Origin of the sequence: Methylocystis sp. (assembly GCF_051062815.1) — a bacterium.
In the GTDB taxonomy this organism is placed as follows: Bacteria; Pseudomonadota; Alphaproteobacteria; order Rhizobiales; family Beijerinckiaceae; genus Methylocystis.
In genome coordinates, this window is sequence record NZ_JBPFDU010000082.1 from 63,076 (window position 1) to 87,153 (window position 24,078).

The 24,078-nt window shown below is 62.8% G+C and carries 27 protein-coding genes; 9 read left to right on the forward strand and 18 right to left on the reverse strand.

Translation table 11 applies throughout. The features are described from left to right. The first annotated feature begins 200 nt into the window (after positions 1-200). The 4 genes from ACR65W_RS17765 to ACR65W_RS17780 all read left to right on the forward strand — a co-directional run bounded on the left by ACR65W_RS17765 (position 201) and on the right by ACR65W_RS17780 (position 4,079). Positions 201-1,373, forward strand: a complete 1,173-nt coding sequence (locus ACR65W_RS17765) for an acetyl-CoA C-acetyltransferase (protein WP_434496034.1) — start codon at positions 201-203, stop codon at positions 1,371-1,373. Between the two features lie 116 nt (positions 1,374-1,489). Next, positions 1,490-2,215 (forward strand): acetoacetyl-CoA reductase, encoded by a 726-nt coding sequence (phbB, locus tag ACR65W_RS17770; protein ID WP_434498877.1) that lies wholly within the window; start codon positions 1,490-1,492, stop codon positions 2,213-2,215. A 99-nt stretch (positions 2,216-2,314) separates the two neighbouring features. Beyond that, positions 2,315-3,460: a lysylphosphatidylglycerol synthase transmembrane domain-containing protein gene (locus tag ACR65W_RS17775; RefSeq protein WP_434498879.1), complete on the forward strand. Its 1,146-nt coding sequence runs from the start codon at positions 2,315-2,317 to the stop codon at positions 3,458-3,460. A 13-nt stretch (positions 3,461-3,473) separates the two neighbouring features. Continuing rightward, positions 3,474-4,079, forward strand: a complete 606-nt coding sequence (locus ACR65W_RS17780) for a L,D-transpeptidase (protein ID WP_434498880.1) — start codon at positions 3,474-3,476, stop codon at positions 4,077-4,079. A gap of 37 nt (positions 4,080-4,116) precedes the next feature. On the opposite strand, the gene ACR65W_RS17785 is transcribed toward ACR65W_RS17780, so the two are convergent. Both ACR65W_RS17785 and ACR65W_RS17790 read right to left on the reverse strand, forming a co-directional pair. Then, positions 4,117-5,016 (reverse strand): pirin family protein, encoded by a 900-nt coding sequence (locus ACR65W_RS17785; protein WP_434498881.1) that lies wholly within the window; start codon positions 5,014-5,016, stop codon positions 4,117-4,119. Between the two features lie 71 nt (positions 5,017-5,087). After that, on the reverse strand, positions 5,088-5,297 hold the full coding sequence (locus ACR65W_RS17790) for a hypothetical protein (RefSeq protein ID WP_434498882.1): 210 nt from the start codon (positions 5,295-5,297) through the stop codon (positions 5,088-5,090). 136 nt (positions 5,298-5,433) lie between these two features. Between ACR65W_RS17790 and ACR65W_RS17795 the strand changes: the two genes are divergently transcribed. Both ACR65W_RS17795 and ACR65W_RS17800 read left to right on the forward strand, forming a co-directional pair. Then, positions 5,434-5,886, forward strand: coding sequence for a MarR family winged helix-turn-helix transcriptional regulator (locus tag ACR65W_RS17795; RefSeq protein WP_434498883.1), 453 nt, complete (start codon positions 5,434-5,436; stop codon positions 5,884-5,886). A gap of 46 nt (positions 5,887-5,932) precedes the next feature. Next, positions 5,933-7,237: a 4Fe-4S ferredoxin gene (locus tag ACR65W_RS17800; RefSeq protein ID WP_434498884.1), complete on the forward strand. Its 1,305-nt coding sequence runs from the start codon at positions 5,933-5,935 to the stop codon at positions 7,235-7,237. Between the two features lie 5 nt (positions 7,238-7,242). Here the strand turns inward: ACR65W_RS17800 and ACR65W_RS17805 are convergent, their stop codons facing one another. After that, positions 7,243-9,342: an elongation factor G gene (locus tag ACR65W_RS17805; RefSeq protein WP_434498885.1), complete on the reverse strand. Its 2,100-nt coding sequence runs from the start codon at positions 9,340-9,342 to the stop codon at positions 7,243-7,245. A gap of 158 nt (positions 9,343-9,500) precedes the next feature. Here ACR65W_RS17805 and rph point away from each other — a divergent pair, with 158 nt between their 5' ends. Next, positions 9,501-10,214 (forward strand): ribonuclease PH, encoded by a 714-nt coding sequence (gene rph, locus ACR65W_RS17810; RefSeq protein WP_434498886.1) that lies wholly within the window; start codon positions 9,501-9,503, stop codon positions 10,212-10,214. A gap of 118 nt (positions 10,215-10,332) precedes the next feature. Here rph and ACR65W_RS17815 read toward each other — a convergent pair whose 3' ends face one another. The 11 genes from ACR65W_RS17815 to ACR65W_RS17865 form a co-directional block, all read right to left on the reverse strand. Beyond that, positions 10,333-10,935 carry a GNAT family N-acetyltransferase gene (locus ACR65W_RS17815; RefSeq protein WP_434496043.1) on the reverse strand — a complete coding sequence of 201 codons (603 nt, stop codon included), beginning with the start codon at positions 10,933-10,935 and terminating at the stop codon, positions 10,333-10,335. Between the two features lie 21 nt (positions 10,936-10,956). Next, on the reverse strand, positions 10,957-12,363 hold the full coding sequence (gene thrC / locus ACR65W_RS17820; RefSeq protein ID WP_434498887.1) for a threonine synthase: 1,407 nt from the start codon (positions 12,361-12,363) through the stop codon (positions 10,957-10,959). Positions 12,364-12,452: 89 nt separating this feature from the next. Then, complete coding sequence (locus ACR65W_RS17825; RefSeq protein WP_434498888.1) at positions 12,453-13,190, reverse strand: SURF1 family protein; 738 nt, start codon at positions 13,188-13,190, stop codon at positions 12,453-12,455. After that, entirely contained in the window at positions 13,187-13,564 is a 378-nt protein-coding gene (locus tag ACR65W_RS17830; RefSeq protein WP_434496046.1) for a DUF983 domain-containing protein, read from the reverse strand. Before ACR65W_RS17830 ends, ACR65W_RS17825 begins: the two co-directional genes overlap by 4 nt. A gap of 71 nt (positions 13,565-13,635) precedes the next feature. Then, positions 13,636-14,526 carry a cytochrome c oxidase subunit 3 gene (locus tag ACR65W_RS17835; RefSeq protein ID WP_434502939.1) on the reverse strand — a complete coding sequence of 297 codons (891 nt, stop codon included), beginning with the start codon at positions 14,524-14,526 and terminating at the stop codon, positions 13,636-13,638. Positions 14,527-14,584: 58 nt separating this feature from the next. Beyond that, positions 14,585-15,178 (reverse strand): cytochrome c oxidase assembly protein, encoded by a 594-nt coding sequence (locus tag ACR65W_RS17840; protein WP_175093564.1) that lies wholly within the window; start codon positions 15,176-15,178, stop codon positions 14,585-14,587. A gap of 2 nt (positions 15,179-15,180) precedes the next feature. Further along, the gene (locus ACR65W_RS17845) at positions 15,181-15,378 is read right to left on the reverse strand and encodes a CoxF (RefSeq protein WP_434496048.1); all 198 of its coding nucleotides are present in this window, start codon (positions 15,376-15,378) and stop codon (positions 15,181-15,183) included. Positions 15,379-15,402: 24 nt separating this feature from the next. After that, complete coding sequence (locus ACR65W_RS17850; RefSeq protein WP_434500655.1) at positions 15,403-16,335, reverse strand: heme o synthase; 933 nt, start codon at positions 16,333-16,335, stop codon at positions 15,403-15,405. Positions 16,336-16,448: 113 nt separating this feature from the next. Further along, positions 16,449-18,056, reverse strand: coding sequence for a cytochrome c oxidase subunit I (ctaD, locus tag ACR65W_RS17855; protein WP_434502983.1), 1,608 nt, complete (start codon positions 18,054-18,056; stop codon positions 16,449-16,451). A gap of 11 nt (positions 18,057-18,067) precedes the next feature. Continuing rightward, positions 18,068-19,258, reverse strand: coding sequence for a cytochrome c oxidase subunit II (gene coxB / locus ACR65W_RS17860; protein WP_434502941.1), 1,191 nt, complete (start codon positions 19,256-19,258; stop codon positions 18,068-18,070). Between the two features lie 12 nt (positions 19,259-19,270). Beyond that, the gene (locus tag ACR65W_RS17865; RefSeq protein WP_434502943.1) at positions 19,271-19,753 is read right to left on the reverse strand and encodes a DUF2244 domain-containing protein; all 483 of its coding nucleotides are present in this window, start codon (positions 19,751-19,753) and stop codon (positions 19,271-19,273) included. A 200-nt stretch (positions 19,754-19,953) separates the two neighbouring features. Here ACR65W_RS17865 and ACR65W_RS17870 point away from each other — a divergent pair, with 200 nt between their 5' ends. Continuing rightward, positions 19,954-20,559 carry a Yip1 family protein gene (locus tag ACR65W_RS17870; RefSeq protein WP_434502945.1) on the forward strand — a complete coding sequence of 202 codons (606 nt, stop codon included), beginning with the start codon at positions 19,954-19,956 and terminating at the stop codon, positions 20,557-20,559. Between the two features lie 60 nt (positions 20,560-20,619). Next, positions 20,620-20,826, forward strand: a complete 207-nt coding sequence (locus ACR65W_RS17875) for a DUF6494 family protein (protein ID WP_434502947.1) — start codon at positions 20,620-20,622, stop codon at positions 20,824-20,826. A gap of 123 nt (positions 20,827-20,949) precedes the next feature. Here ACR65W_RS17875 and ACR65W_RS17880 read toward each other — a convergent pair whose 3' ends face one another. The 4 genes from ACR65W_RS17880 to ACR65W_RS17895 all read right to left on the reverse strand — a co-directional run bounded on the left by ACR65W_RS17880 (position 20,950) and on the right by ACR65W_RS17895 (position 24,057). After that, positions 20,950-22,023: a cytochrome D1 domain-containing protein gene (locus tag ACR65W_RS17880; protein WP_434502949.1), complete on the reverse strand. Its 1,074-nt coding sequence runs from the start codon at positions 22,021-22,023 to the stop codon at positions 20,950-20,952. Between the two features lie 359 nt (positions 22,024-22,382). Further along, complete coding sequence (locus tag ACR65W_RS17885) at positions 22,383-23,078, reverse strand: SDR family oxidoreductase (protein WP_434502951.1); 696 nt, start codon at positions 23,076-23,078, stop codon at positions 22,383-22,385. Between the two features lie 14 nt (positions 23,079-23,092). Continuing rightward, positions 23,093-23,635, reverse strand: a complete 543-nt coding sequence (locus ACR65W_RS17890) for a DinB family protein (protein WP_434502953.1) — start codon at positions 23,633-23,635, stop codon at positions 23,093-23,095. Next, the gene (locus ACR65W_RS17895; protein WP_434502955.1) at positions 23,632-24,057 is read right to left on the reverse strand and encodes a GNAT family N-acetyltransferase; all 426 of its coding nucleotides are present in this window, start codon (positions 24,055-24,057) and stop codon (positions 23,632-23,634) included. Before ACR65W_RS17895 ends, ACR65W_RS17890 begins: the two co-directional genes overlap by 4 nt. Between the last annotated feature and the right edge of the window lie 21 nt (positions 24,058-24,078).

Below are 24,078 nucleotides of genomic sequence, written 5' to 3' on the forward strand. Positions count from 1 at the left end.
AAACAGTCGTCTAGCGTTGGACGATACGCGCAAATTGGCGCCTGCGGCAATATTTTCATGCCGAAAGCCTTTCGCTACCGCTCGATTCCGTGCAAAACGGGCCGCGGCTTGCCCACCGCAAGCGCGAAAGGACCAACACTTCGCCCCCTGACCGGCCAAGGCGGTCGGGCGGTTGGACTATTTTTTAAGGAGATCGACAGATGACCGATATCGTGATCGTTTCCGCGGCGCGCACCGCCGTCGGATCGTTCAACGGAGCCTTTGGAGCGGTTCCGGCCCACGAGCTCGGCGCTGTCGCCATCAAGGCCGCTCTCGAGCGCGCCAAAGTCCAGCCCAATGAAGTGAACGAGGTCATTCTCGGGCAGGTGCTCGACTCCGCGCAGGGCCAGAATCCGGCGCGTCAGGCGGCGATTAAGGCCGGCGTTCCGGACAGCGCCACCGCCTTCGGAATCAATCAGGTCTGCGGCTCCGGCCTACGCGCCGTGGCGCTCGCCGCCCAGCAGATCCAAGCGGGCGACGCCAGCATCATCGTCGCCGGCGGTCAGGAGTCGATGTCGCTCGCGCCGCATGCGTCGCAGCTGCGTACGGGCACGAAAATGGGCGACGTCAAATTCGTCGACACCATGATCGTCGACGGGCTCACCGACGCCTTCAACAATTACCACATGGGCGTGACCGCCGAGAACGTCGCCCGGCAGTGGCAGATCACCCGCGAGCAGCAGGACGAATTCGCGGTCAAGTCGCAGAACAAGGCCGAGGCGGCGCAGAAGGCCGGCAAGTTCAAGGACGAAATCATCCCCTATACGATCTCGACCAAGAAGGGCGACATCGTCGTCGACGCCGACGAATACATCAAGCATGGCGTGACCATGGAGGGCGTTGGCAAGCTGCGCCCGGCCTTCGCCAAGGACGGCACGGTGACGGCGGCGAACGCCTCGGGCCTCAACGACGGCGCCGCGGCGCTCATCGTCATGAGCGCCGAAGAGGCCAAGAAGCGCGGCCTGACGCCGCTGGCGCGCATCGCCTCCTGGGCGACCGCCGGCGTCGATCCGTCGCTGATGGGCTCCGGCCCGATCCCCGCGTCGCGCAGAGCGCTGGAGAAGGCCGGCTGGAAGGTCGCCGACCTTGATCTCATCGAGGCGAACGAAGCCTTCGCGGCGCAGGCGCTCGCGGTCAACAAGGACATGGGCTGGGATCCCGCGATCGTGAACGTCAATGGCGGCGCGATCGCCATCGGCCATCCGATCGGCGCCTCCGGCGCGCGCGTGCTCACCACGCTCCTGCACGAGATGGCGCGTCGCGGCTCCAAGAAGGGCCTCGCGACGCTCTGCATCGGCGGCGGCATGGGCATCGCGCTGACGGTGGAACGGTAATCCGGGGCAGTCGGCAATAGGCGATAGGCAGTCGGATTATGACGATCTCCGACTGCCTGCTCACGACTGCCGACTGCCGTTTCAAACGATCAACAATTCTGGAGGAGACTCTTTAAATGGCAAGAACTGCAGTTGTGACAGGCGGCACGCGCGGCATCGGCGAAGCGATTTCCAAAGCGCTGAAGGCGGCGGGCTACACTGTCGCGGCCACCTACGCCGGCAATGACGAAGCCGCCAATAAGTTCAAGGCTGAGACGGGCATTCCGGTCTTCAAGTTCGACGTTTCCGATTACGACGCCTGCGCCGCCGGAATCGCGCAGATCGAGAAAGAGATCGGCCCGGTCGACATTCTCGTCAACAACGCCGGCATCACCAAGGACCGTCTGTTCCACAAGATGGATCTTGCCCAGTGGCAGGCGGTGATCAACACCAATCTGAACTCGCTGTTCAACGTCACGCGCCCGGTCATCAACGGCATGCGCGATCGCGGTTTCGGCCGCATCATCGTCATCTCGTCGATCAACGGCCAGAAGGGCCAGGCCGGCCAGACCAACTATTCCGCCTCCAAGGCCGGCGACATCGGCTTCGTCAAGGCGCTGGCTCAGGAGAGCGCGTCTAAGGGCATCACCGTCAACGCCATCGCGCCGGGCTATATCGCCACCGAAATGGTGAAGGCGGTTCCGCAGGACGTGCTCGACAAGCACATCATTCCCTATATCGCGGTCGGCCGCCTCGGCGAGCCCGAAGAGATCGCGCGCGCCGTCGTATTCCTCGCCGCCGATGACGCCGGCTTCATCACCGGCTCGACGCTGACGATCAACGGCGGCCAGTATCTGCACTAAGCGGATGGCCTGTGCGGGCCAGAGAAAAGGCCGGTCTTCGCGCCGGCCATTTTTCTGGCCTATGAGGCGAGGCGCTATTCCGCGCATAGCGAGATGGCCATGAGCGTAGAGGACGATCGACTTCGACCGACGCGTCTCACGCCCGAGCTGCGATTGAGCGAGATTGTCTCGCCGGTCGGCGGCCTTCGGCCTTTGCCCGCGAACTCCGGGCCGCAGCGAGCGACGAGCTCAATAAAATACATCTCTCAGCGTAGCGGATATGTCGCGCTGATTTTGAACGCCGCTTTTTTTGCCTACATATCCTACTGGCTCTATCAGAACATCGAATTCGCCGATCTGTCGCAGGAGCTCAAGCAGCTCCCCTTAAGCGCGATTCTGATCGCAATGACGATGAATGTGTTCGTCTTGCTATTCTATGGGTCACGCCTGTCGACGCTGCTGGGCGGCGGACTCTTTTCCGGTTTTCTGATCGCCACGATGGGATTCACCTTCAACAGTTTAGCGCCGTTCAGGGCTGGCGAAGGCGTGAAAATCTATTTTGGACATTCATATTTTAACTATGCGATTGGCGGCATCAGCGCCGCCGTCCTGCTGGAAAAACTCTACGACGTTACAGCAATCGTCATTTTGTCGTTGCTCATCCTTGCGAGCTCAGATTCGCGCATTGTCGATCCACGCCTGTTGATCGCAGCCGCTGCGACCCTTTCAATTGTTTTTTGCGGCATGTTCGTCTTCCGGCGGAAAGCCGTTGTCTGGCGCCTTCCGGATTGGCGCATCCTGGACGCCTTGCGTCTGGACGCATTTTTCAAACAGGCAGGCGGATTGGTCGCTAATCACCGCGCCGCGAGAACCGCGTTCTTCACGGCCTCGATATGGACGACAAATGTCTGCCTGGTCTACGTCGCCTTTCGAACGCTGCTCCCCGAAATCGATTTCACCCTCATCCACGCGATGACATTATTGATGATCGGCGCGCTGGCGATCGCGGTTCCGGCGAGCCCCGCTGGCTTGGGACTGTTTGAGGCCGGCATCGTCGCCTATCTCGTCAACGGCTATGGCGTTCAGAAGGAACGCGCCATTTCCGCGGCCTTGGCGTATCATTTCTCGATCACCGCGCCCCACACGCTGATCATCGTCGGCTTTCTGGGCGTGGCGCTCTTCCGGTTTTTGAGAGAGCGCTCGACGCCTGAGGGCGCTGCGCCGAGTCCCGCGCAGGCGCAAGACTCCGCTTCGACGCTCACCTGACGGAATTTCCCGCGTGCGCCGGCGCACGGAATGCGGGCCGCGGCTCTTCTACAACGCGCTCATCGAGACATCGAACATCGAGCGCAAGACAATGAACCGCCGCACTTCCAGGATCGCCCAATTCGCTTTCGCCGCCGCCCTCATCGGCGCCGCCTCGGCGCCCCAGGCCGCCGCCGCCCGCGAATTCGTTCATTATCACTCCGAACTCGATCCCGGCTCCATCGTCGTCAGCGAGCACGAGCGCAAGCTCTATCTCATCGTCGATCAGGACGACGCCATCGCCTACAAGGTGGCGGTCCCGAAGGCGGGCAAGGAATGGAGCGGCGTCGTGCAGATCAACGCCAAATTCGTCGAGCCCGATTGGACGCCGCCGGAAGATGTGAAGCACGATCATCCCGAGCTTCCCGAGGTGATCCCCGGCGGCGCGCCGAACAATCCGATGGGCGCCCGCGCCATGACGCTCAGCGAAGGTCAGGTCGCGATCCACGGCACGACGCAGAAGATGCGCAAGTCGATCGGCTCGGCCGCCTCCTATGGCTGCATCCGCATGCTGAACGAGGACGTCGTCGACCTCTATGATCGCGTCGCCGTGGGCGCGACCGTGGTGGTGACTCCGTAAGCCCGCCTCACGCCGAACGGTCGGCGGCTGACCGTCGCTACTCTTCCGGCAGTGGAATGAACTCCGCGTCGCCCGGCACTGAAGGGAATCGGCCTTCCCGCCAGTCGCGCTTGGCCTGCTCAATCCGCTCCCTGCTGGAAGAGACGAGATTCCACCAGACGAAGCGGCGCCCGTCGACCGGCGCGCCGCCAAGCAGCATCATCCGCGCATCGGAAAGTGCGCGGATCGTGATCGCGGCGCCGGGGCTGAAGATCAGCAGTTGCGGCTCGTCGAAACGTTCGCCGGCGATCTCGATGGCGCCCTCGACGAGATAAAGCGCGCGCTGCTCATAGTCGGCGTCGAGCGGCGCCGAGGCGCCAGCGGCGAGACGCAGCTCGACATAGAACCAATCCGATAGCGTCTCCACCGGCGACTTGGCTCCGAACGCGGCGCCAGCGATGACACGCGCGAACACGCCTCGATCCTCAACGATGGGAAGAACGTCGGCGCTAAAATGCTGGAAGCTCGGCTCGGTTTCTTCATGCGCCAGCGGCAAGGCCAGCCAGCTTTGCACGCCGAGCATCTGCTGCCCCGCCGCGCGCGGCCCCGGCGGCGTGCGCTCGGAATGCACGATGCCGCGCCCGGCTGTCATCAAATTCATCGCGCCAGGCGCGATCTCCTGCACGTTGGCCAAACTGTCGCGATGCAGAATGCGCCCGTCGAAAAGATAGGTGACGGTCGCAAGACCGATATGGGGATGCGGACGCACGTCTATCCCCTGCCCCGGCCCGAATTGGACCGGGCCGAAATGATCATAGAAGACGAACGGCCCGACCATCTGGCGCCTGTCGTCTGGCAACGCGCGCCTGACGCTGAAGCCGCCGAGATCGCGCGCGCGCGGCGCAATTCGCAATTCGATCGTCTTCGCCGCCGTCTCGGCGCCGCCGGGTGTGGACATGCTGAACCTCTTCTCGCGCGTGAGGGTTGCGCGAGTAGCTAACGCCGCCCGTCGACGGATCAAGCGCCCAATTACGCGCTGCGGCGCTTGCCCTTCATGAGGCATCCGACGTTCGCCGCCTGTCGCACCCTCTTGCTATTGGCGCAACGCGGCGGCGGATTGGCGTCGAGACTCGTCGCCTGCGGCGCAGAGATCGACGCGCGCTTCAAGCCGCCCGCGCTCGAATAGAGACTGAAGGACATGGCGAGGGCGGCGGCCACCAGGAATATGAACATTCGCATCTCATCACTCCCTTTTGATAATGTGAAAAAGCAGTTCACGACCCTCATCCGAAGCGCGTTGGTTTACTGTGCTCTCGCGCACAAGCGAGCGCCGGCCGCGCTTGACGGCGCGAGAAAATGGGCATATGCACATATCATGACTTCGTTAGATCCGTCCGACGTCAGGCTCTGCGCGCAAAGCTGCGCGGCCGCGAATATTCGCCGCGCCAGCCGCGCCATCACGCGGCTCTACGGGCAGTTTATGGCGGCGACCGGTCTGGAGCCGACGCAATATTCGCTGCTCGTCGCCTGCTCTCTCACCGGAGGCGCGACGGTCAGCAAACTGGCCGAATATTTCGCGCTTGATCGCAGCGCGCTTGCTCGAAACCTCGCGGTTTTGGAGAAGCGCGGGCTTGTGAAGGTGAAGCGCGGCGACGATCGCCGTACGCGCAAGATTGCGCTGACGCCGTTCGGCGAGGCGACGATCGCCAACGCGCTGCCGCACTGGCGCGAGGCGCAGAATGCAGTGGAGTCGAAATTCGGCGCCGAACGCCTCCAAAAGCTTCTCTCCGAACTGCGCGTCCTGACGGAAGCGACCTCGCCAGTCTAAGCTGAACGGCGCCGAGACGATCGCCGCGCTGAAAGGGGTATATGCAATGATGGTAGATCGCAGCCTCTCCTTCGCAGCTGACGCCAAAGACATCAATGCGAACGCCCTCCGCGACATTGCTCTTGAGGCCGGCGCCGATGACGTCGGCCTTGTCTCGCTCGACGATCCGGCGCTTGACGATCAGCGGGGCGACATCCTCGCGGCCTTTCCCTTCGCGCGCACGCTCGTTTCTTTCGTCGTCAGGATGAATCGCGAAAACATCCGCAGCCCGGCGCGATCCGCCGCCAATCTCGAATTCCACCATGCAGCCGACGATTGTGACGATATCGCGCGCGCGATCGCCCGCTCCCTCGAAGCGCGCGGCGTGCGCGCCGCCTATCCGTCAATGGGATTCCCGATGGAAGCGTCGCGATGGCCCGACAAGATGTGGCTCATCTCGCATAAGCCGGTCGCCGTGGCGGCGGGGCTTGGACGCATGGGAATCCATCGCAACGTCATTCACCCGAAGTTCGGCAATTTCATTCTGCTCGGCACGGTCGCCGTCGATCTCGACCTTGAGGCGCGCGCCAAGCCGCTCGACTTCAATCCATGCTTTGAATGCAAACTCTGCGTCGCCGCCTGTCCGACGGGCGCGATTGCGCCGGACGGACATTTCGACTTCGGCGCCTGCTACGCGCATAATTATCGCGAGTTCATGGGCGGTTTCGGCGAGTGGGTGGAGACGATCGCGGATGCAAAAAGCGCGCGCGCCTATCGCGCGAAAGTCAGCGACGCCGAGACCGTCTCAATGTGGCAGAGCCTCGCCTTCGGTCCGAACTACAAGGCGGCCTATTGCATGGCCGTCTGCCCGGCGGGCGCGGATGTGATCGGCGCCTATCAGGCGGACAAGAAGCGTTATCTTCAGGAGATCGTCGATCCGCTGCAGAAGAAAGCCGAGACGGTCTACGTCGTCGCTGACTCCGACGCCGAAGCTTATGTGGCGCGCCGGTTTCCGGCCAAGACGCCAAAACGCGTGGGCTCGACGCCACGTCCCGTGACGATCGAGGGCTTCCTCTCCGGCTTGCGGCTATTCTTCCAGCGCGGCAAGTCGACCGGTCTCGACGCGGTCTACCACTTCGTCTTCACCGGCGCGGACCATCGCAGCGCCACCATCGTCATCGCCAACAAAATGCTCAGCGTCGACGACGGGCTTGTCGGCGACTCGCGACTGCTCGTGACCGCCGACTCCGAAACTTGGCTGCGCTTCGTGCGCAAGGAGACGAGCCTCGTCTGGGCGCTGCTGCGCGGCAAGATCCGGCTGCGCGGCGATCCGCGCCTGCTACTGGCCTTTGGGCGATGCTTTCCAGGCTGACCCGACTACCCCCCGTTCGCCTTCGCCGTATGCGCGGCGACGATGTCGCGCGCCTGCTTGCCGACGACTTCCGCGAGATGGTCGAAACGCGCCTGGTAAAAGCCCGCGCCCGCCGTCGCGGAGCGCAGTTCGACGATGAGATTGTCCATCTCCGCCTCGGGAATCAGAGTTTCTAACTTGTCCCAGCCTTCCCACCCCTCACGCGGGCCGAAGCCCATGATCTGGCCGCGCCGCGCCGAGACGATGCCGGTTGCGCGCGACATGGCGTCGCTGGGCACGAAAATATCGACCGCGAGCACCGGCTCCAGCAGGATCGGCTCGGCCTTTTCCAAGGCTTCGCTCATGCCGATGCGCGCCGCGGTGCGGAACGCCATGTCGGAAGAATCGACGGAATGGTACGAGCCGTCGGTCAGCACCGCCTCGACGTCGACCACCGGAAAGCCTAACGGGCCGTGCAGCAAGGCGTCCTGACAGCCGGCCTCGACGGACGAGAAATATTGCCTGGGCACGGAGCCGCCGTGCACGCGCTCGCTGAAGGCGAATCCTTCGCCGCGGCCGCGTGGCGCGATCTCCATCACCACGTCGCCGAACTGGCCATGTCCGCCCGACTGCTTCTTGTGACGGCCGCGGACGGTGACCTTATGGCGGATCGTTTCGCGATAGGCGACCGTCGGCTTTGAGCAGTCGACCGCGACGTTGAAACGCGAGGCGAGGCGTTCGAGCGCGACGCGCAAATGCATCTCTCCCTGGCCGAAAAGCTTGATCTGCGACAGTTCCTGGTCATGGACAAAAACGAGCGAAGGATCCTCTTCGATGAGCTTCGTCATCGCCGCGGCGAGGCGCATCTCGTCCTTGCGGTCCTTCACATTGAGCGCGAGGGCGTGCACCGGATCGGGAGCTTCCGCGCGCGTCTTCCGCAGATCCGCCGCGCCCGAGCGCGCGTCGGCGACGATCGTGTCGCCGGTCTGCGCATGATCGAGACGCCCGAGAGCGACGACGTCTCCGGTCTTCGCCTCCGTCGTCTTGCTCGTCGCCGCGCCCATCAAATGCGATATGCCCGAAATGCGATCCTCTCCCTGCGGCGAAGCGACGGTCTGCCCGTCCGCAAGGGAGCCGCGCAGCACGCGCGCGACCGACATTTTTCCGCCGTGCGGCGTGTGGATCGTACGAATGATGCGCGCCAGCGCGGGGCCGCCCTCGCCGACGCCAAGCCGCACCCGGGTCGCTTCGACTCCCGGCGCCTCGTGACGCATCGCTTTCAACAGCCGCGTCACCCCAGCGCCCCGTTCGGCCGAGCCGATGAACAAAGGCACGACCAGTCCGGCGCGCAATTCCTTGGTGAGGTCGTCGAAAACCTGATCGCGCGGCGGTTCGATGTCGGAAATCAGCTCCTCCATCAGCGCGTCGTCGTAGTCGGCGAGCCGTTCGAGCATCGAATAGCGGGCTTCCTTCTCGGTCGCGACGTCGCCCCCGGAAATGTCGACGACTTCCGACGGCGCATGTTCGCGATAGACATAGGCGCGCTCCAGCGCGAGATCGATGAAGCCGACCGCGACGCCATTGTTCCAGATCGGAACCTGGCGCAGCAGCAACGGCGTGCGCGAGGCCTGCTGCAGAATGGTGAGCGCCTCGCGCACATCGATGGTCGCGGCGTCGATCTTGTTCAGGAAAATGAAATGCGGCACGCCGAGTTCTTCGAGCTGGCGCAAAATGAGCTGCAACGCCGGTATCTTGCGGGGGTCGGCCTCGCAGACGACGACGGCGGCGTCGACCGTCGGCAGGATATTGCGCGAGTCATGGGCGAATTCGACGGAGCCTGGCAGATCGACGAATGTGTAGCCGTCGCCCATATAATCGACCGTCGCGACATTGGACTCGACGCTCATCTGATGGGCGCGGGCTTCCGGACTGGAGTCGCCGACGCTGGCGCCTGCAGCGACGGGGCCCTGCCGCGGGATCGCGCCGGCGTGGGCCAGAATAGCCTCGAGAAGAGTGGTCTTGCCGCATTGGAACGGGCCCGCCAGCGCAATCAGCCGCGGGCCCTGTGCTCTCGCCTCGTGAGAATGCGCTCCTTGGGACGACGCTGGGGACAATGTTTGACCCATCACTCCCTCCTTATCTATCGGAGCCTGGTTTCGTCCGGCCCCGTTAGCTCATGGTTTCACCATGCGGCCGCCAGCGCAAGACGCCGTCCCTCGCCCGGCGCTTCCACGCTCGCGGAAAGCGCGATAGAAGGCGCAACCCATACGACAACGGAGCTATTATGCGCCCTAGTAAACGCGCGCCCGACGAGATGCGCCAGGTGAGTTTCGAGCGAGGCGTCGCCCGCTACGCCGAGGGCTCCTGCCTCGTAAAATTCGGCAATACGCAAGTGCTCTGCGCGGCGTCGCTCGAGGACAAGCCGCCGCCGTGGCTGCGCGGCCAGGGCCGAGGCTGGGTGACGGCGGAATATTCCATGCTGCCACGCGCCACCCACACGCGCACGCGGCGCGAGGCCGCCGCCGGAAGGCTCTCGGGACGCACGCAGGAAATCCAGCGCCTCATCGGCCGCTCGCTGCGCGCCGTCACCAATCTGCCCGCGCTTGGCGAGCGGCAGATCGTCGTCGACTGCGACGTCATACAGGCGGACGGCGGCACGCGCACGGCGTCGATCACCGGCGCCTGGCTGGCGCTGCATGATTGCCTTAATTGGATGCGTTCGCGCTCCATCGTCAAGGAAAGCCCGCTGCGCGATCATGTCGCCGCGGTGTCCTGCGGCATCTTCAACGCAACCCCGGTGATCGACCTCGATTACGCCGAGGATTCAACCGCGGCGACCGACGCCAATTTCGTCCTCACCGGATCGGGCGGCCTCGTTGAAATTCAGGCGACGGCCGAAGTCGCGGTTTTTTCCCAAGATGAGTTGTCGGCCATGCTGGCGCTCGCCCAGCAGGGAGTCGCGGACCTCGTCGCTCTGCAGAAAGCGGCGCTCGCGTAAGCGATCTCGTCCACGTCAATCCGATTTGAAGAGACGGCGCGGCTCAAGCCGCACGGGAAGCTCGTCCCGCGCCGCGCGCCCTGCATCGATCGCCGGGCGCGTTTTCTTTCAGCACCGCTTACGCCGCCGATGGCGGATTGATCGGCAGAGGATCGGTTTCCAACAACGCATAGAGCAAATGGTCGCGCCACTGGCCGTTGATGTTGAGATAGGAGCGCGCATAACCCTCCTGCTTGAAGCCGACGCGCTCCAGCAAGCGCTTCGAGGGCTCGTTCGTCGGCAGGCAAGCCGCCTCGATGCGATGGAAGCCGCGCTTCTCAAAAGCATAGGCGCAAGCGGCGCGAACGGCGCGGGTCATGTGGCCCTTGCCTGCATAGGGTTCGCCCATCCAATAGCCAAGCGTCGCCGCCTGCGACACGCCCCGCCGGACATGGCCGAAGGAGAGGCCGCCCATCAGCGCGTCGTCCTCCTCACGGAAGATGAAGAAGGAATAGGCCTCGTCGCGGGCCATTTCCTCGGCGTGGCGGCGCACGCGATAGCGAAAGCTCGCCCGTGTGAGATCATCGATCGGCCAGAGCGGCTCCCAGGGCGTCAGGAAGGAGCGGCTTTTTTCGCGCAGTTCGGCCCACTCGATGTAGTCGCGCATTTCGGACGCGCGCAGATAAAGACCGTCGCCTCTAATCGGCAGGTCGCGCCGCCCGATTACGCTGAAGATCGCCATCGTGCTCCTTGCCAGACCTTATCAGCTCTTCGCCGCCCGCGCGTGCGACGAGATAAATTCGGCGACTCGCGCGCCATCATTTTCAAGAATCGTGAATCGTTCCGGCGCGTCAAGTCGCGCCGCAATATTTTCAGGCGGCTGCGGACGCAGTCCGATGGCGCGCTCAATAGCGTCCGGAAACTTTGCCGGATGCGCCGTCGAAAGCGCGATGACGGGCGTCGCGGGATCTTTCGCAAGCCGCGCACGCGCCGCAGTGACGCCGGTCGCGGTATGCGGATCGAGCACATAGCCGGTCTCGCGCCAGGTGCGGCGAATCTCCTCCGTCGTCTCGGTCTCGCCGACGGACTGCGCATCGAATTCGGCGCGAATGGCGGCGAGCGCCGCAGGCGGAATATCGAAGGCGCCGGATTGATCGAGCGAGGCGAAAGCGGCGCGGATCACCGCCGGATCGCGCCCCGTCGCATCAAACAATAGGCGCTCGAAATTGGATGAAACCTGAATGTCCATCGACGGCGACTGAGTCGGCGTGACGCCCCGCGGCTCGTAACGGCCGCTCGCAAGCGCGCGCGCTAGAATGTCGTTGGCGTTGGTCGCGACGACCAGTCTGTCGATCGGCAGACCCATCCGCTTGGCGACATAGCCGGCCAGCACGTCGCCGAAATTGCCCGTCGGCACGGCGAAGGAAATATGCCGATGCGGCGCGCCGAGGGCGACGGCGCTCGTGAAATAATAGACTGTCTGCGCGACGACGCGCGCCCAGTTGATGGAATTGACGCCGGCGAGTCCGACGCGCGCACGAAAGTCGGCGGCGCGAAACAGCCGTTTCAAAATCGCCTGCGCATCGTCAAACGAGCCCTGCAGCGCGATCGTATGAACATTGTCGTCAGCGACCGTGGTCATTTGCTTGCGCTGCACGTCGGAAACCCGGCCGTGCGGAAACAGGATGAAGACGTCGACGCGGTCCAGACCCTTGAACGCCTCGATCGCCGCGGCGCCCGTATCGCCGGACGTCGCGCCAACGATGGTGGCGCGCAGATTTCGCTCTTCGAGCACATGATTCATCATGCGCCCAAGGAGCTGCATCGCCAGATCCTTGAAGGCGAGCGTCGGCCCGTGAAAAAGTTCGAGAACGAAGAGATTGTCGGCGATCTGCGTCAGCGGCGCGATCGCGCGGTGACGAAACCCGCTATAGGCGCTCTCTGTCTGCGCCCGCAAAATCTCACGCGCAAACGTCTCGCTGAGATAAGGCGCGATTACTTTGGCCGTCGCTTCGGCATATGGCCGGCCCGCGAGCGCGGCGATCTCGGAAGGCGCGAGACGCGGATAGGCGAGCGGCGCGTAGAGCCCGCCGTCAGTCGCAAGACCGGCGAGCAGAACGTCGTCGAAGCCGAGCTGCGCGGCCTCGCCGCGGGTTGAGAGATAGCGCAACCGTCAATCCATGGATGGAAGAGCGCGCCGCGCGCGCGTGTCAGTGCGCTTTTCATAGCATATTCGACAGCGCTGCAAGCCCGAGGTCGCTAGATGCGCTCATGCGCAAGAACGCCGCGTGCGTAAATCCCAAAAACGACGAGAAGCGCGAGCGACAGGCCGAACCACGTCACGGCGTAGGAGAAATGATTATTGACGATCGTTGGAACGCCTCCCACCGGGCGCGGCCAATCCGGCCCCGCTGCGGGAACCGCGTCGAGGACGAGCGCGAAAGGCGCGGCGTCGGCTACACCCAGGGCGCCGGCGATCGCCGCGGGATCGCGCGCGTAGAAGACGTTCTTTTCGGGCTGATCGGCGGGCGTGAACGGGTTGCGGCGCTCCGGCGCGCGCAGCAATCCGACGAGCGTCACTTCGCCGGAGGGGGCGGCGCGCACGTCGGCGTCGTCGGCTTTTGACGCCGGAAGAAATCCGCGGTCGACAAGCACGACGCCGCCGCCCGTCAGCGCGAAAGGCGTGAGCAGCCAATAGCCCGGCTCGCGGCTCGCACCCTCCGGCGGCGCGGCGAAGACGAGCGCGTCGCGGCCGCCGACAAAACGACCCGTCGCCCGCACATGCATGAAGTCGTAATCCTCAGTGCGAAGCGTCGCCCATCGCTCAGGCGGTGGAATTGGCTGCGGCGCCTGCGTGGAGCGCTGCTCGACGCGCGCGATCAGCGCCTCTTTCTCGCCGAGCCGCCGCACCTGCCAAAACCCCAGACTGACCAGCAGCGCAAAGAGCAGCGTCGTCGCAACCGCCGGCCCCAGAAGCGCGCGGACGGCGGAACTCACGACTGATGGCGGCTTTCTTCAGCCTTGTTGAAATATTGCAGGGCGATCAGCAGGCCCTTCATCGGCCGCAGCAGCCCCACGCAGAGAATGGCTGATAGCGGCACGAGGATGGCGGCGTGCACCCAATAGGACGGCTGATAGTTCACCTCGACGTACCACAGCACCGCGATCGCGACGAAGCCGACGACGGTCATGACCATGATCGCCGGACCGTCGCCCGCGTCGGCGAAGGAGAAATCGAGCCCGCAAACCTCGCAGGTCGGCGCGACGGTCAGCAGGCCGCGGATCATGTGGCCCTTGCCGCAGCGCGGACATCTGCCGAGGATTCCGTCGACATAGAGCGATACGGGCGGATAGACGTGCTCTTGTGACATGTTGGTCCTCCAACGAAAACGGTCACGGGCGCGCCCGTGACCGTCCAATGGTCAAACTGGCGCCGGCGCGCCTATTCCATTGTCCCGCCCCAGTTCCCCCACACGTAAATGCAGGCGAACAGAAACAGCCAGACGACGTCGACGAAGTGCCAGTACCAGGCGGCGAATTCGAAGCCCAAATGCTGGTCCGGCGTGAAGGCGCCCCTGAAGACGCGCAGCAGGCACACGATCAGGAAGATCGTGCCGACGATCACGTGGAAGCCATGGAAGCCGGTCGCCATAAAAAAGGTCGAGCCGTAATTCGTCGCCGCCGGCTTCGCCGGGTCGAAGGCGAAGGCGAAGGGCGCGTGGAGATATTCATAGGCCTGGATCGTCGTGAACAGCAGGCCGAGCGCGATCGTCGCGATCAAGCCCTTCTTCAACACGTCGCGCTTGTTTTCCAGAAGGCCGTGATGGGCCCAGGTCAGAGTCGCGCCTGAGCTGAGCAGAATGAGCGTGTTGAGGAGCGGCAGTTTCCAAGGGCTCAGCACTTCCATGCCCTTGGGCGGCCAAACGCCCTGGAACAATTCGGTGCGCAGGACCTGCGCCGCATCGGCGGGGAAGAGCGCCGAATTGAAGAATGCCCAGAACCAGGCGACGAAGAACATCACCTCCGAGAAGATGAATAGGATCATGCCGTAGCGATGATGCAGCCGCACGACCGGCGAGTGGAATCCGCCGACGCTCGCTTCGTGGATGATGTCGCTCCACCACGCGTACATGACCAGCAGAATGCCGCCCATGCCGACAAAGAACATGGCGCCGCCGAAGGTCATGCCGCCGATCGGCGCGCCCTTGTGCTGCGCCATCCACATGACCGCGCCGATCGCCGTGATGAGCGCGGCGAGCGCGCCCACGATCGGCCACGGACTCGGATCGACCAGATGATAGTCGTGTTCGGGTTTCGCGTGTCCGTCCGCCATCTTGCTCTTCCTTGTCATCGGCCGGCGGTACCGGCCAGTCCCCTAGTTTGCCGCGCGGTCAACCCTTCGGCTTTGCGGTCGCCGTCTCGCTCGTCTTCGCCGCAGTGGAATCCTTGATGGCGAAGAACGTGTAGGAAAGCGTGATCTCACGAACGCCGCGCATGCCTTCTTCGCGCTCAAGCGCGGGATCGAGATAGAAAACCACCGGCCATTCCTCGGCCTCATGGGGGCCGAGCCGCTTCTCCTCGAAGCAGAAGCAGGCGACCTTGACGAAGAAGGCCCCGGCCTGACCGGGCGTGACATTGTAGGCCGCCTGGCCGCTGGTCTCGCGATCAGAGAGATTGGCGACCTTGTAATAGACGGTTTTCGTCTCGCCGGTGCGCAAGGAGATCTTGGCGACCTCAGGCTCGAAGCGCCACGGCAGATCACGGGCGACATTGGCGTCGAAGCGCACGGTGAGCACGCGCTCGCCGGGGGACGGCGCGCCGGCGACATCGGTCCTCGGCGTGCCGCCAAAGCCGGTCGCGGCGCAAAAGGCCCGGTAAAGCGGAACCGAAGCGAAAGATAGGCCGAGCATCGCCGCCGTGCCCACGACCAGCGCCGCCGCGATCATCCGCGGGCGTTTGCGTGAACGAGGCGCCGGCGCGTTCATGGTCAGATCGTCCGATTGACGATGGCGGCGCCAAACTTCACCAGCGTGACGGCGTAGAACAGCACGGCGAGGAGCGCGATCGTCACGCCGATCGCGATGTTGCGCGCGCGACGGCTGCGCGCCTGCTCGTCGGTCAGCACGACCCCTGGCCGGTCGAATAAGCTCGCGCGCGCTTTCATCTTGTCTCCTGCATCGGTCATTTCTTTCACCATCCGCTTGGCCGCCTAGATCAGCGCAAAGATATGCGCCGTCTGCTCGACGACGAGGACCAGGAACAGCAGAAACAGATAGAGGATGGAGAACAAAAACATCCGGCGGGCGGCCCGACGGGCCGTATCGCCTTCACGCTGCTTGAACACCGCCGCAGCGCCGCCGACGAGCGCGATCCCGCAGCCGATCGAGACGAGACCATAGGCGAGCGATGCGAAGCCCAACAGCCATGGCGCGACGCCAAGCGGCGCGAGCGCCAGCGCATAGATCAGGATTTCGAGACGCGTGCGGTCTTCGCCGGCGACATTGGGCAGCATCGGCACGCCGGCGCGGGCGTAATCCTCGCTTCTCAGCAACGCGAGCGACCAGAAATGCGGCGGCGTCCACATGAAGATGATCGCAAAGAGCACGACGCTCGCAAGACTGATTTCGCCCGTCGCGGCGGCATAGCCGACCATCGGCGGAAGCGCGCCGGCGGCGCCGCCGATGACGATGTTCATCGGCGTCCAGCGCTTCAGCAACATCGTATAGATCACGACATAGAAGAAGATGGTGAAGGCGAGCAGCGCGGCGGCAAACCAGTTCGCGACATAGCCGAGCGTAAAGACCGACAGCGTCGCCAGCACGAGACCAAAGCCGAGCGCCGCCTCGGGATCGAGACGTCCGGCCGGGATCGGGCGTTTGCGCGTGCGCGTCATCAGCGCGTCAACGTCGGCGTCGTACCACATGTTGAGCGCGCCGGACGCGCCGGCGCCGACGGCGATCGCCAGGAGCGAAGCAAAGCCGATCAGCGGATGCGGCGGAGTCGGCGCGAGCAACAGACCGGCGAGCGCGGTGAACACCACGAGCGACATCACGCGCGGCTTGAGCAGCGCGAAATAGTCGGATGGCGACGCGACGGAGATGCGCGGAGCCTGTTCGTCGTGCAGATAAGATGCGTCGCTCATGGCGTTTCACTCAGAACCTTGGCCGCTGAGGCGGGCGCAGAAGAGTCGCGTCATTGCTCGCCGGCGCCAGCTTGCATCGTCGGCGCGCGTTCTTCGCGCCGACGCTTGGTTTGTTACCGGCTCGCCCCGGTGATCCGCGGCAGAACCTGGAACTGGTGGAAGGGCGGCGGCGACGACAGAGTCCATTCCAGCGTCGTTGCGCCCACGCCCCAGGGATTGGCGCCGGCCAGCCGCTTCTTCATGAAGGCCTCAATGATCGCGTAGAACCAGACGACCAGCGAGAGCGTGACGAAGATCATGCCGGAGGACGACACCAAATTCCACAGCGCGTAAGCGTCCGGATAGTCGATGTAGCGGCGCGGCATCCCGCCCAGTCCGAGGAAGTGCTGCGGGAAGAAGACGATGTTGACGCCGATAAACAGCAGCCAGAAGTTCGCCTTGGCCAGAGTCTCCGAATACATGTAGCCGGTCATTTTGGGGAACCAGTAATAGAACCCCGCATAGAGCGCGAAGACCGCGCCGAGCGACAGCGTGTAGTGGAAGTGGGCGACGACATAGTAGCCCTCGTGGAACTGCTTGTCGGCGCTGGCGTTGGCGAGCACGACGCCGGTGATGCCGCCCATCGTGAACACGAAGATGAAGCCGATCGCCCAGACCATCGGCGCGCGGAACGAGATCGACCCGCCCCACATCGTCGCGATCCAGGAGAAGATCTTGATGCCGGTCGGCACCGCGATCACCATGGTCGCCAGCGTGAAGTAGCGCTGTGCATTGAGCGACAGGCCGACCGTATACATGTGGTGCGCCCACACGATGCTGCCGAGCACGCCGATGGAGACCATGGCGTAGGCCATGCCGAGATAGCCGAACACCGGCTTTTTCGAGAAGGTCGACACGATCTGGCTGATGATGCCGAAGCCGGGAAGAATGACGATGTAGACTTCCGGATGGCCGAAGAACCACAGCAGGTGCTGGAACAGCAGCGGATCGCCGCCGCCCGCCGGATCATAGAACATCGTGCCGAAGTTGCGGTCGGTGAGCAGCATCGTCACGCAGCCCGCGAGCACCGGCAGCACGAGCAGCAGCAGGAAGGCGGTCACGAGGATCGACCACACGAACAGCGGCATCTTGTGCAGCGTCATGCCGGGCGCCCGCATGTTGAAGATCGTCGTGATGAAGTTGATCGCGCCAAGGATCGACGACGCGCCGGCAAGATGCAGCGCCAGGATCACGAAATCCATCGCCGGGCCGGGCGAGCCGGTGTTCGACGACAGCGGCGGATAGAAGGTCCAGCCGCCGCCAAAGCCCTTCATGCCCGGCGCGCCTTCGACGAACATCGAAATGACGGCGAGCACGAGCGAGGCGAAGAGCAGCCAGAATGAAATGTTGTTGAGGCGCGGGAAGGCCATGTCCGGCGCCCCTATCATCAGCGGGATCTGCCAGTTGGCGAAGCCGACGAAGGCCGGCATGATCGCGCCGAAGATCATGATCAGGCCGTGCATGGTGGTGAACTGGTTGAACAGGTTGGGCTGGAAGAATTGCAGCCCGGGCTGGAAAAGCTCGGTGCGGATCAGCATCGCCAGCGCACCGGCAAACAGGAACATGATGAAGCTGAACCACAGGTACAAGGTGCCGATATCCTTGTGGTTGGTGGTCGTCAGCCAGCGCATCATGCCGCTCGGATGTGCCTCGTAATGCGCATGCGTAGTCGTCGTAGCCATCAGTCTTCTCCTTATCCTTTTGTTTTGCGCACGGCGGCGACTTCCGCGGGCTGCACCATGTCCCCCGCCTTGTTGCCCCAACTGTTGCGTTCGTAGGTGATCACGGCGGCGACATCCAGGTCCGACATCTGCTCGCCCAGTCCTAGCATGGCCGATCCCGGAATGCCGTGCATCACGATGTCCAGATGCTTGTCCTTCGGCCCCATCACGACTTTGCCGTCTTTTGCGAAGCCGAGCCCGGCCAGGCGTTTGACGGTATCCTGGTTGGTGAGCGTCGCGCCTTCGACCAAGGGCGGGAATACGCCCGCAATGCCCTGTCCGTTGGCCTGGTGGCATGCGGCGCAGCGGGCCTTGAAGACGCCCTCGCCATGCTTTTTCAGATCATCCAGCGCATAGTCCTTGGTGGCGGCTGCCGCCTCGGCGACAAGCTTGGTTTTCTGCTGCTGGAGCCATGCGTCGTATTGCTCCTGCGGCATCGCCTCGACCACGATCGGCATGAAACCGTGGCCGATGCCGCACAGCTCGGCGCACTGGCCGCGATAGGTGCCGGGTTTGTCCACCTGGAACCAGGCCTCATGGATGAAGCCGGGAATCGCGTCCTGCTTGACGCCGAATGCCGGGATCCACCAGGAGTGGATCACGTCGGAGGCCGTCAGCAGCAGCCGGACTTTCTTGCCGGTGGGCACGACCATTGGATGGTCGACTTCCAGCAGGTAGTGCGTGGTCTTTGCCGCCTTGTTGTCGATCTGGTCGCGCGGAGTGGCCAGATTGCTGACGTATTTCACGCCCTGGTCCATGTATTCGTATTCCCACAGCCACTGCCGGCCGGTGACCTTGATGCTCATGTCGGTGTTTTCGACGGTTTTCATGCGCAGCACGGTTTTGGTGGTGGGGTAGGCCATGCCCACCAGGATGAAGAACGGAATGATGGTCCAGACGATTTCCAGCCGAGTGTTGTGATGGAACTGCGCTGCCTGGTGTCCGACCGATTTACGGTGCTTGTACAGCGCATAGAACATGGCGCCGAATACCACAATGAAAATTACCAGGCACACCAGCAGTATCAGGGTGTGCAAATCGTAAATTTCCGTGGCGAGGGGGGTTACCGGGGGCTGGAGATTGAGATTGAATTCTGCATATGCCGAGGTGGCGAAAAGGCTGATCGTTATTGTTTGTAGAGCTGATCGGATTTTGCAGAGCATGTCGTTATCCTTTCATGTCTGGGAGTGGCCCAGGCGCGATTGCAGTTGTCGCCCGAGATTGAGTCGTTCTTCGCTGTTGAGTAGTCGTCCGAACTCGATTTCCTTGCCGTGCGAACGCAAGGCCAGCCGCCGGCATTCGCCATCCGGCATGTATTCCATGACCACCTGCGCCCAATAACCATTCAGTTCTATATGGCTGTCGCATTTGGGATCGTGCTTTTCGACGATGACCTTGTGGTCGTCTATGGTCAGGCGTTCGTAGTCATGGACATGACGCCAGATATGGCGGAAGCAGAGCCAGAGGATGAGGAGTTCGATGCCGGCAAAGGGAAGAACCGGCCAGGCGCCGAGCAGGGTAAAACCGGAGGCGATGGTCAGAGTGACGAAGGTGATGATGAAAAAGGCACACAGGGTACCGGCCGGGGACAAGGAACAATTTGGCCTGGCAGTGATGGAGTAATGCACCGATGATGTCGAACCGCAGACATCGACCATGTCGTGCCTCACTTTCTATGGCAAATGACCCTTGCCAGTATGAGTGTCACACCCCTTCGTGCTTACTGCAAAATTCGTAATACTTGACCATACTAGTATGATATTTATTCGGGTGCAAGCGCCACAAAAACCCCTGTACAAACCCTACTTAAATAGTAGACTACTCTCGAGTGTCAAGCCTTGAGGAGAGGAGGGTTACCATGAATCCGCTTAATCTGTTCTGGCTGTTTGCTGCGCCCGCGCACGGCTGGAGCCGTCTGGTCCACACCAAACCATCGATCCCCCAGCTGTACCTGTTGCATGTCATTCCTTTTTCCCTGATCCCGCCCTTGATGCTCTACCTTGCCGGAGGCAAATACGGCGGCCAGTTTTTCCCGATGATGGCGTCCTCGAAGCTGCTGCTGATTGCGGTGATTTTCTTCCTGGTCGAGATGGCGGCGGTGCCGATCATGGGCGTCCTGATCCGGCAGTTGGGCGAACTGGGCGAAGTCCATCCGTCCTTTCGCGAGGCTTTCATCCTCGCCGCGGTGGCGCCTACTCCGTTATGGCTGGCGCCGATCTTTCTGCTCGTGCCCAGCGTGCTGGTCAACCTCGCGGTCGTCACGCTCGCGCTGATGGCGGCGGCAGGACTGATCTATTACGGCATTCCGGTCGTGTTCAGGATGAAGGAAAGAGGACATGCCATCCTGGTGTTCGGCGCGGTCCTGATTGCCGGCACGGTGGCGATGGGGTTCCTGATGGTGTCGACCCTGGTCGTTTGGAGCAGTGTGCAGAATTTGCAGTACGCGATGCCGCTTTTGAGCTGAACGATGCGGCGGTTATAACGTCCGGATTCCGTTGCGCGGCGACGGGGGAAAGGAATCGCAATGATAGACGACAATTTCAACATGAGCATCCGCAAGTATCTCAAGATGGTGGGCGTGCGTTCCCAGCATGAAATCGAGCAGGCGGTCGCGAAGGCATTATCCAGCGGGCAACTCACGGGCAACGAGAAAATACCGGTGAAAATGACACTGACCATGGGCCAGGTCAACCTGGAGGTCGGGTTTGATGGAGAAATTAGCTTGGAGTGAAGCTTCCGGCAATAGGATGTAGCGCAGGCGTTCTCGCCTGCATCAGCCCATGTGCTTTGGGAGGAAATGCAGGCGAGGCGCCTGCGCTACACGTCCGGCCTTGTAACAGGCCGGGGTTGACGATCAGGGCTTATCCAGCGAGCCGACAGACTTCGGATAGGTGACGATGCCCCAGGGCATTTCCTTGTCGCCGATGCGCTTGGTGACTTCCAGCTTTTTCCGGTCGATCACCAGGACTTCATCCGAGCGGCCGCAGGCGAGCAGCACGTTGGCGTTGTCGGGCGTGAAGGTGAAGTGCCAGCACCGCTCGCCGGTGGTCACGCTCTTGACCTTCTTGAAGGACTTCGCGTCATAGACTTCCAGGGTTTTCTCCTTGGAAGCGGCAACGTAGATGTGCTTGCCTTCAGGATCGAACGAAATACCGTACGGCGTTTTGCCGGTATTCACGGTTCTCACCGGATTGAAATCCTTGTCCAGCACGAGGAATTTGTTGCCGTATTCCAGCGTGGAAACATAGAACGTGCCGTCCGGCGAAACCTTGATGCCGCGCGGACGGTCGCCGTATTTGGAGGTGTGGATCGTCTTCAGCAGCTTGCCCGACTGGATGTCGTGCACGGTGATGGTGTTGTCCGCCTCGTTGGTGATCACCAGCTTCTTGCCGTCCTTGGAAAACTCGATGCCTTCGGTTTCCGGTCCGCCGACGATCTCCTGCACGACCTTGCCCTGCTTGAGGTCGACCACGGAAATCTTGGCCGGAACCTCGGGCTCGTCATCGTCGTCGTCCTCTACCGGAGCGGCACCCGGCTTCGGCGGCGGTCCGCCCTTGGAGCTCGGTTCGTAGGAGATGTAGACCTTGTCGCCCAGCACGCGCACGAATTCAGGATTCTTGCCGATGGGAATGTGCTTCGCCACCTTGCCGGTGGCGGTGTCGATCACGGAGATATTGCCGTCGTCGCGGTTGGCCGTCACCAGCCACTTGCCGTCCGCCGTCACGCCGATGCCGCGCGGCCCCTTGGCGCCGATATCGATGGCGCCCTTGGTTTCCATGGTGGCGAGGTCGATCACGGTGACGCCGCCATCCTGGTTGGAAATATAGGCGACGCCCTTGTTGCCGGCCTGCGTGCAGGATGCGGTGCCAAGGCCCAGCGTGAGCAGCAGTGCGGCAGATAAGTTGTATTTATTGTGCGGATGTTTCATGCAGATAATCTCCGTGTTGATGAAGGGTTTGCCACAGACCATGAGCGCTTCCTGTCCCGGCCTCATGTGTAATGGTATTGAGAAACATACGAGGATAAAGGTTCCCGAGGGCGCGGAGGATTCTGGACCAGAAACCAGCCTTGCGCAAGCCAAGCACCTGTTTCAGTAAGCTTCATCCCAGCGCTGGGTTGGGCGCGGATGGAGGCGCATCCCCGTAGCGCAGGCGTCCCCGCCTGCGCTACCGTCGGGCGCAACGCCGCAGACTCCCGACGCAGCAATTTTCAAGACTCTATTCCTGCCCGCACATTGTTGCAGGCGCCGCATGTCCTGCATGGATCGTCGGGTTCAGTGGCCATCGGTCACCAGGGTATTTCGGTTCCGTCGAAGCCGATGAAGCGGCCGGAATCCTCGGCGGTCAGCCGGTCGAGCACCTTGCGCATGCCGGCGATACTTGTCTCGCCCGAGATCAGCGCATTTGGCCCGCCCATGTCGGTCTGCACCCAGCCCGGATGCAGTACCACCGCACGGATGCCGCGCGGCGCCAGATCGAGCGACAGGCTTTTGACCACCATATTCACCGCCGCCTTGCTGGAGCGGTACAGGTAGGCGTCGCCGCTGGTGTTGTCGTCCAGGCTGCCCATCTTGCTGCTGACGGTGGCGATGGTTTTGCCCTGGCCGAGGTCGAGGTTGCCAACGAACGCTTCCGCCATTTTCATCGGTGCCATGGTGTTGACGAGGAAAGCCAGCACCCAGGCGTCGTAATCGGTCTGGCCGAAGCCGCTGTGCCGATCCGGGTAGATGCCCGCGTTATTGATGAGGAGGTCGATGGGCGTGCCGTGCAGTTGCTGCGCCAGCGCGTCGATGTCGGACAAGTCCGCCACGTCCAGCGCGTGCAGCGTCACCCGGCCCTGCGAGGCATCGCTCAGCGCCTGCAAGTTTTCGGCGGTGGCCGGCATACGGCAGCAGGCCAGCACACGCCAGCCGGCTGCCGCATATTGTTTGACGAATTCGAGTCCGAGGCCGCGATTGGCACCGGTGATCAATAGGGTAGGCATGGTTCGCTCCAAATTCAGATAAGGACTTCGTCCGGGATCAGCGCGATCAGGTCGGTCACGCCGACATCCTCGCCGGCCTGCAGCAGCAATGTCGTGACCTGGCCGCGGTGATGGGTCTGGTGATTGAAAAAATGCATGATGACGCCGGCCAGGCGTTTTTGCGCCGCAATGCCTTTCATGCTGGTATAGGACAGGATGCGCGACAGGTCGTCTTCCGCGAGTTCTGACGCCCATGCCTGGATAATGCCGTCCAGCGTTTTCCGGTAGGCGGCGAGTCCGGCCAGTTCCGCGAACAGCGGCGTATCCAGCGATGGCGGCGCTGGCACATCGCGGACGCCGGTAAGCGCTGCGAATCCAGACGGATGCGCGGCAAACCGGCGCAGCCAGATGGTGTCGGCCACGGCGATATGATTGAGCGTGCCGAGGATGGAACCGAAAAACGCCCCGCGGTTGCGGGTGATTTCTGCATGGTTCAAGCGGCCGGCGGCCTCATACACCTTGTCGTTCATCCAGGCGTTATACGACGCCATCAACACAATGTGCTTGCAATCGCTCATGACAATACCTTGGCAAAATGATGCGAAGTGATTTGCAGTTTCCTGTTCAGGTAAAGGCGGTGCGCATCGTGCCGCTGCACGCCGGAATCGAGATGGAACTGCTGGCAGCCGAGCTCCCGCGCCTTTTCGATCAGCCAGTCGAGCAGCTTGCCGCCGTAGCCGTGCTGGCGCGCCGAACCCAGGGTGACCAGGTCGTCCAGGTAGAACGTCTTGCCCCAGGCGAGGAGTTCCGCGACGCGATAACCGGCCGCCGCGACAACGCGATCCTGCACCGCCATATAGACCAGCACATAGCCGTGGCGTTGCATCTGGCGCTGCACCTGCGCGACGAAGTCGTCTTCGGCAAGGTGCGGCCGCAATTCGTGGATGGCGGGATAACAGGCCTTGATCTCGGCCTCGGTGGCGGCGATGCGGATGTCCACGGGGTCTCCTGGAGCAGGGGT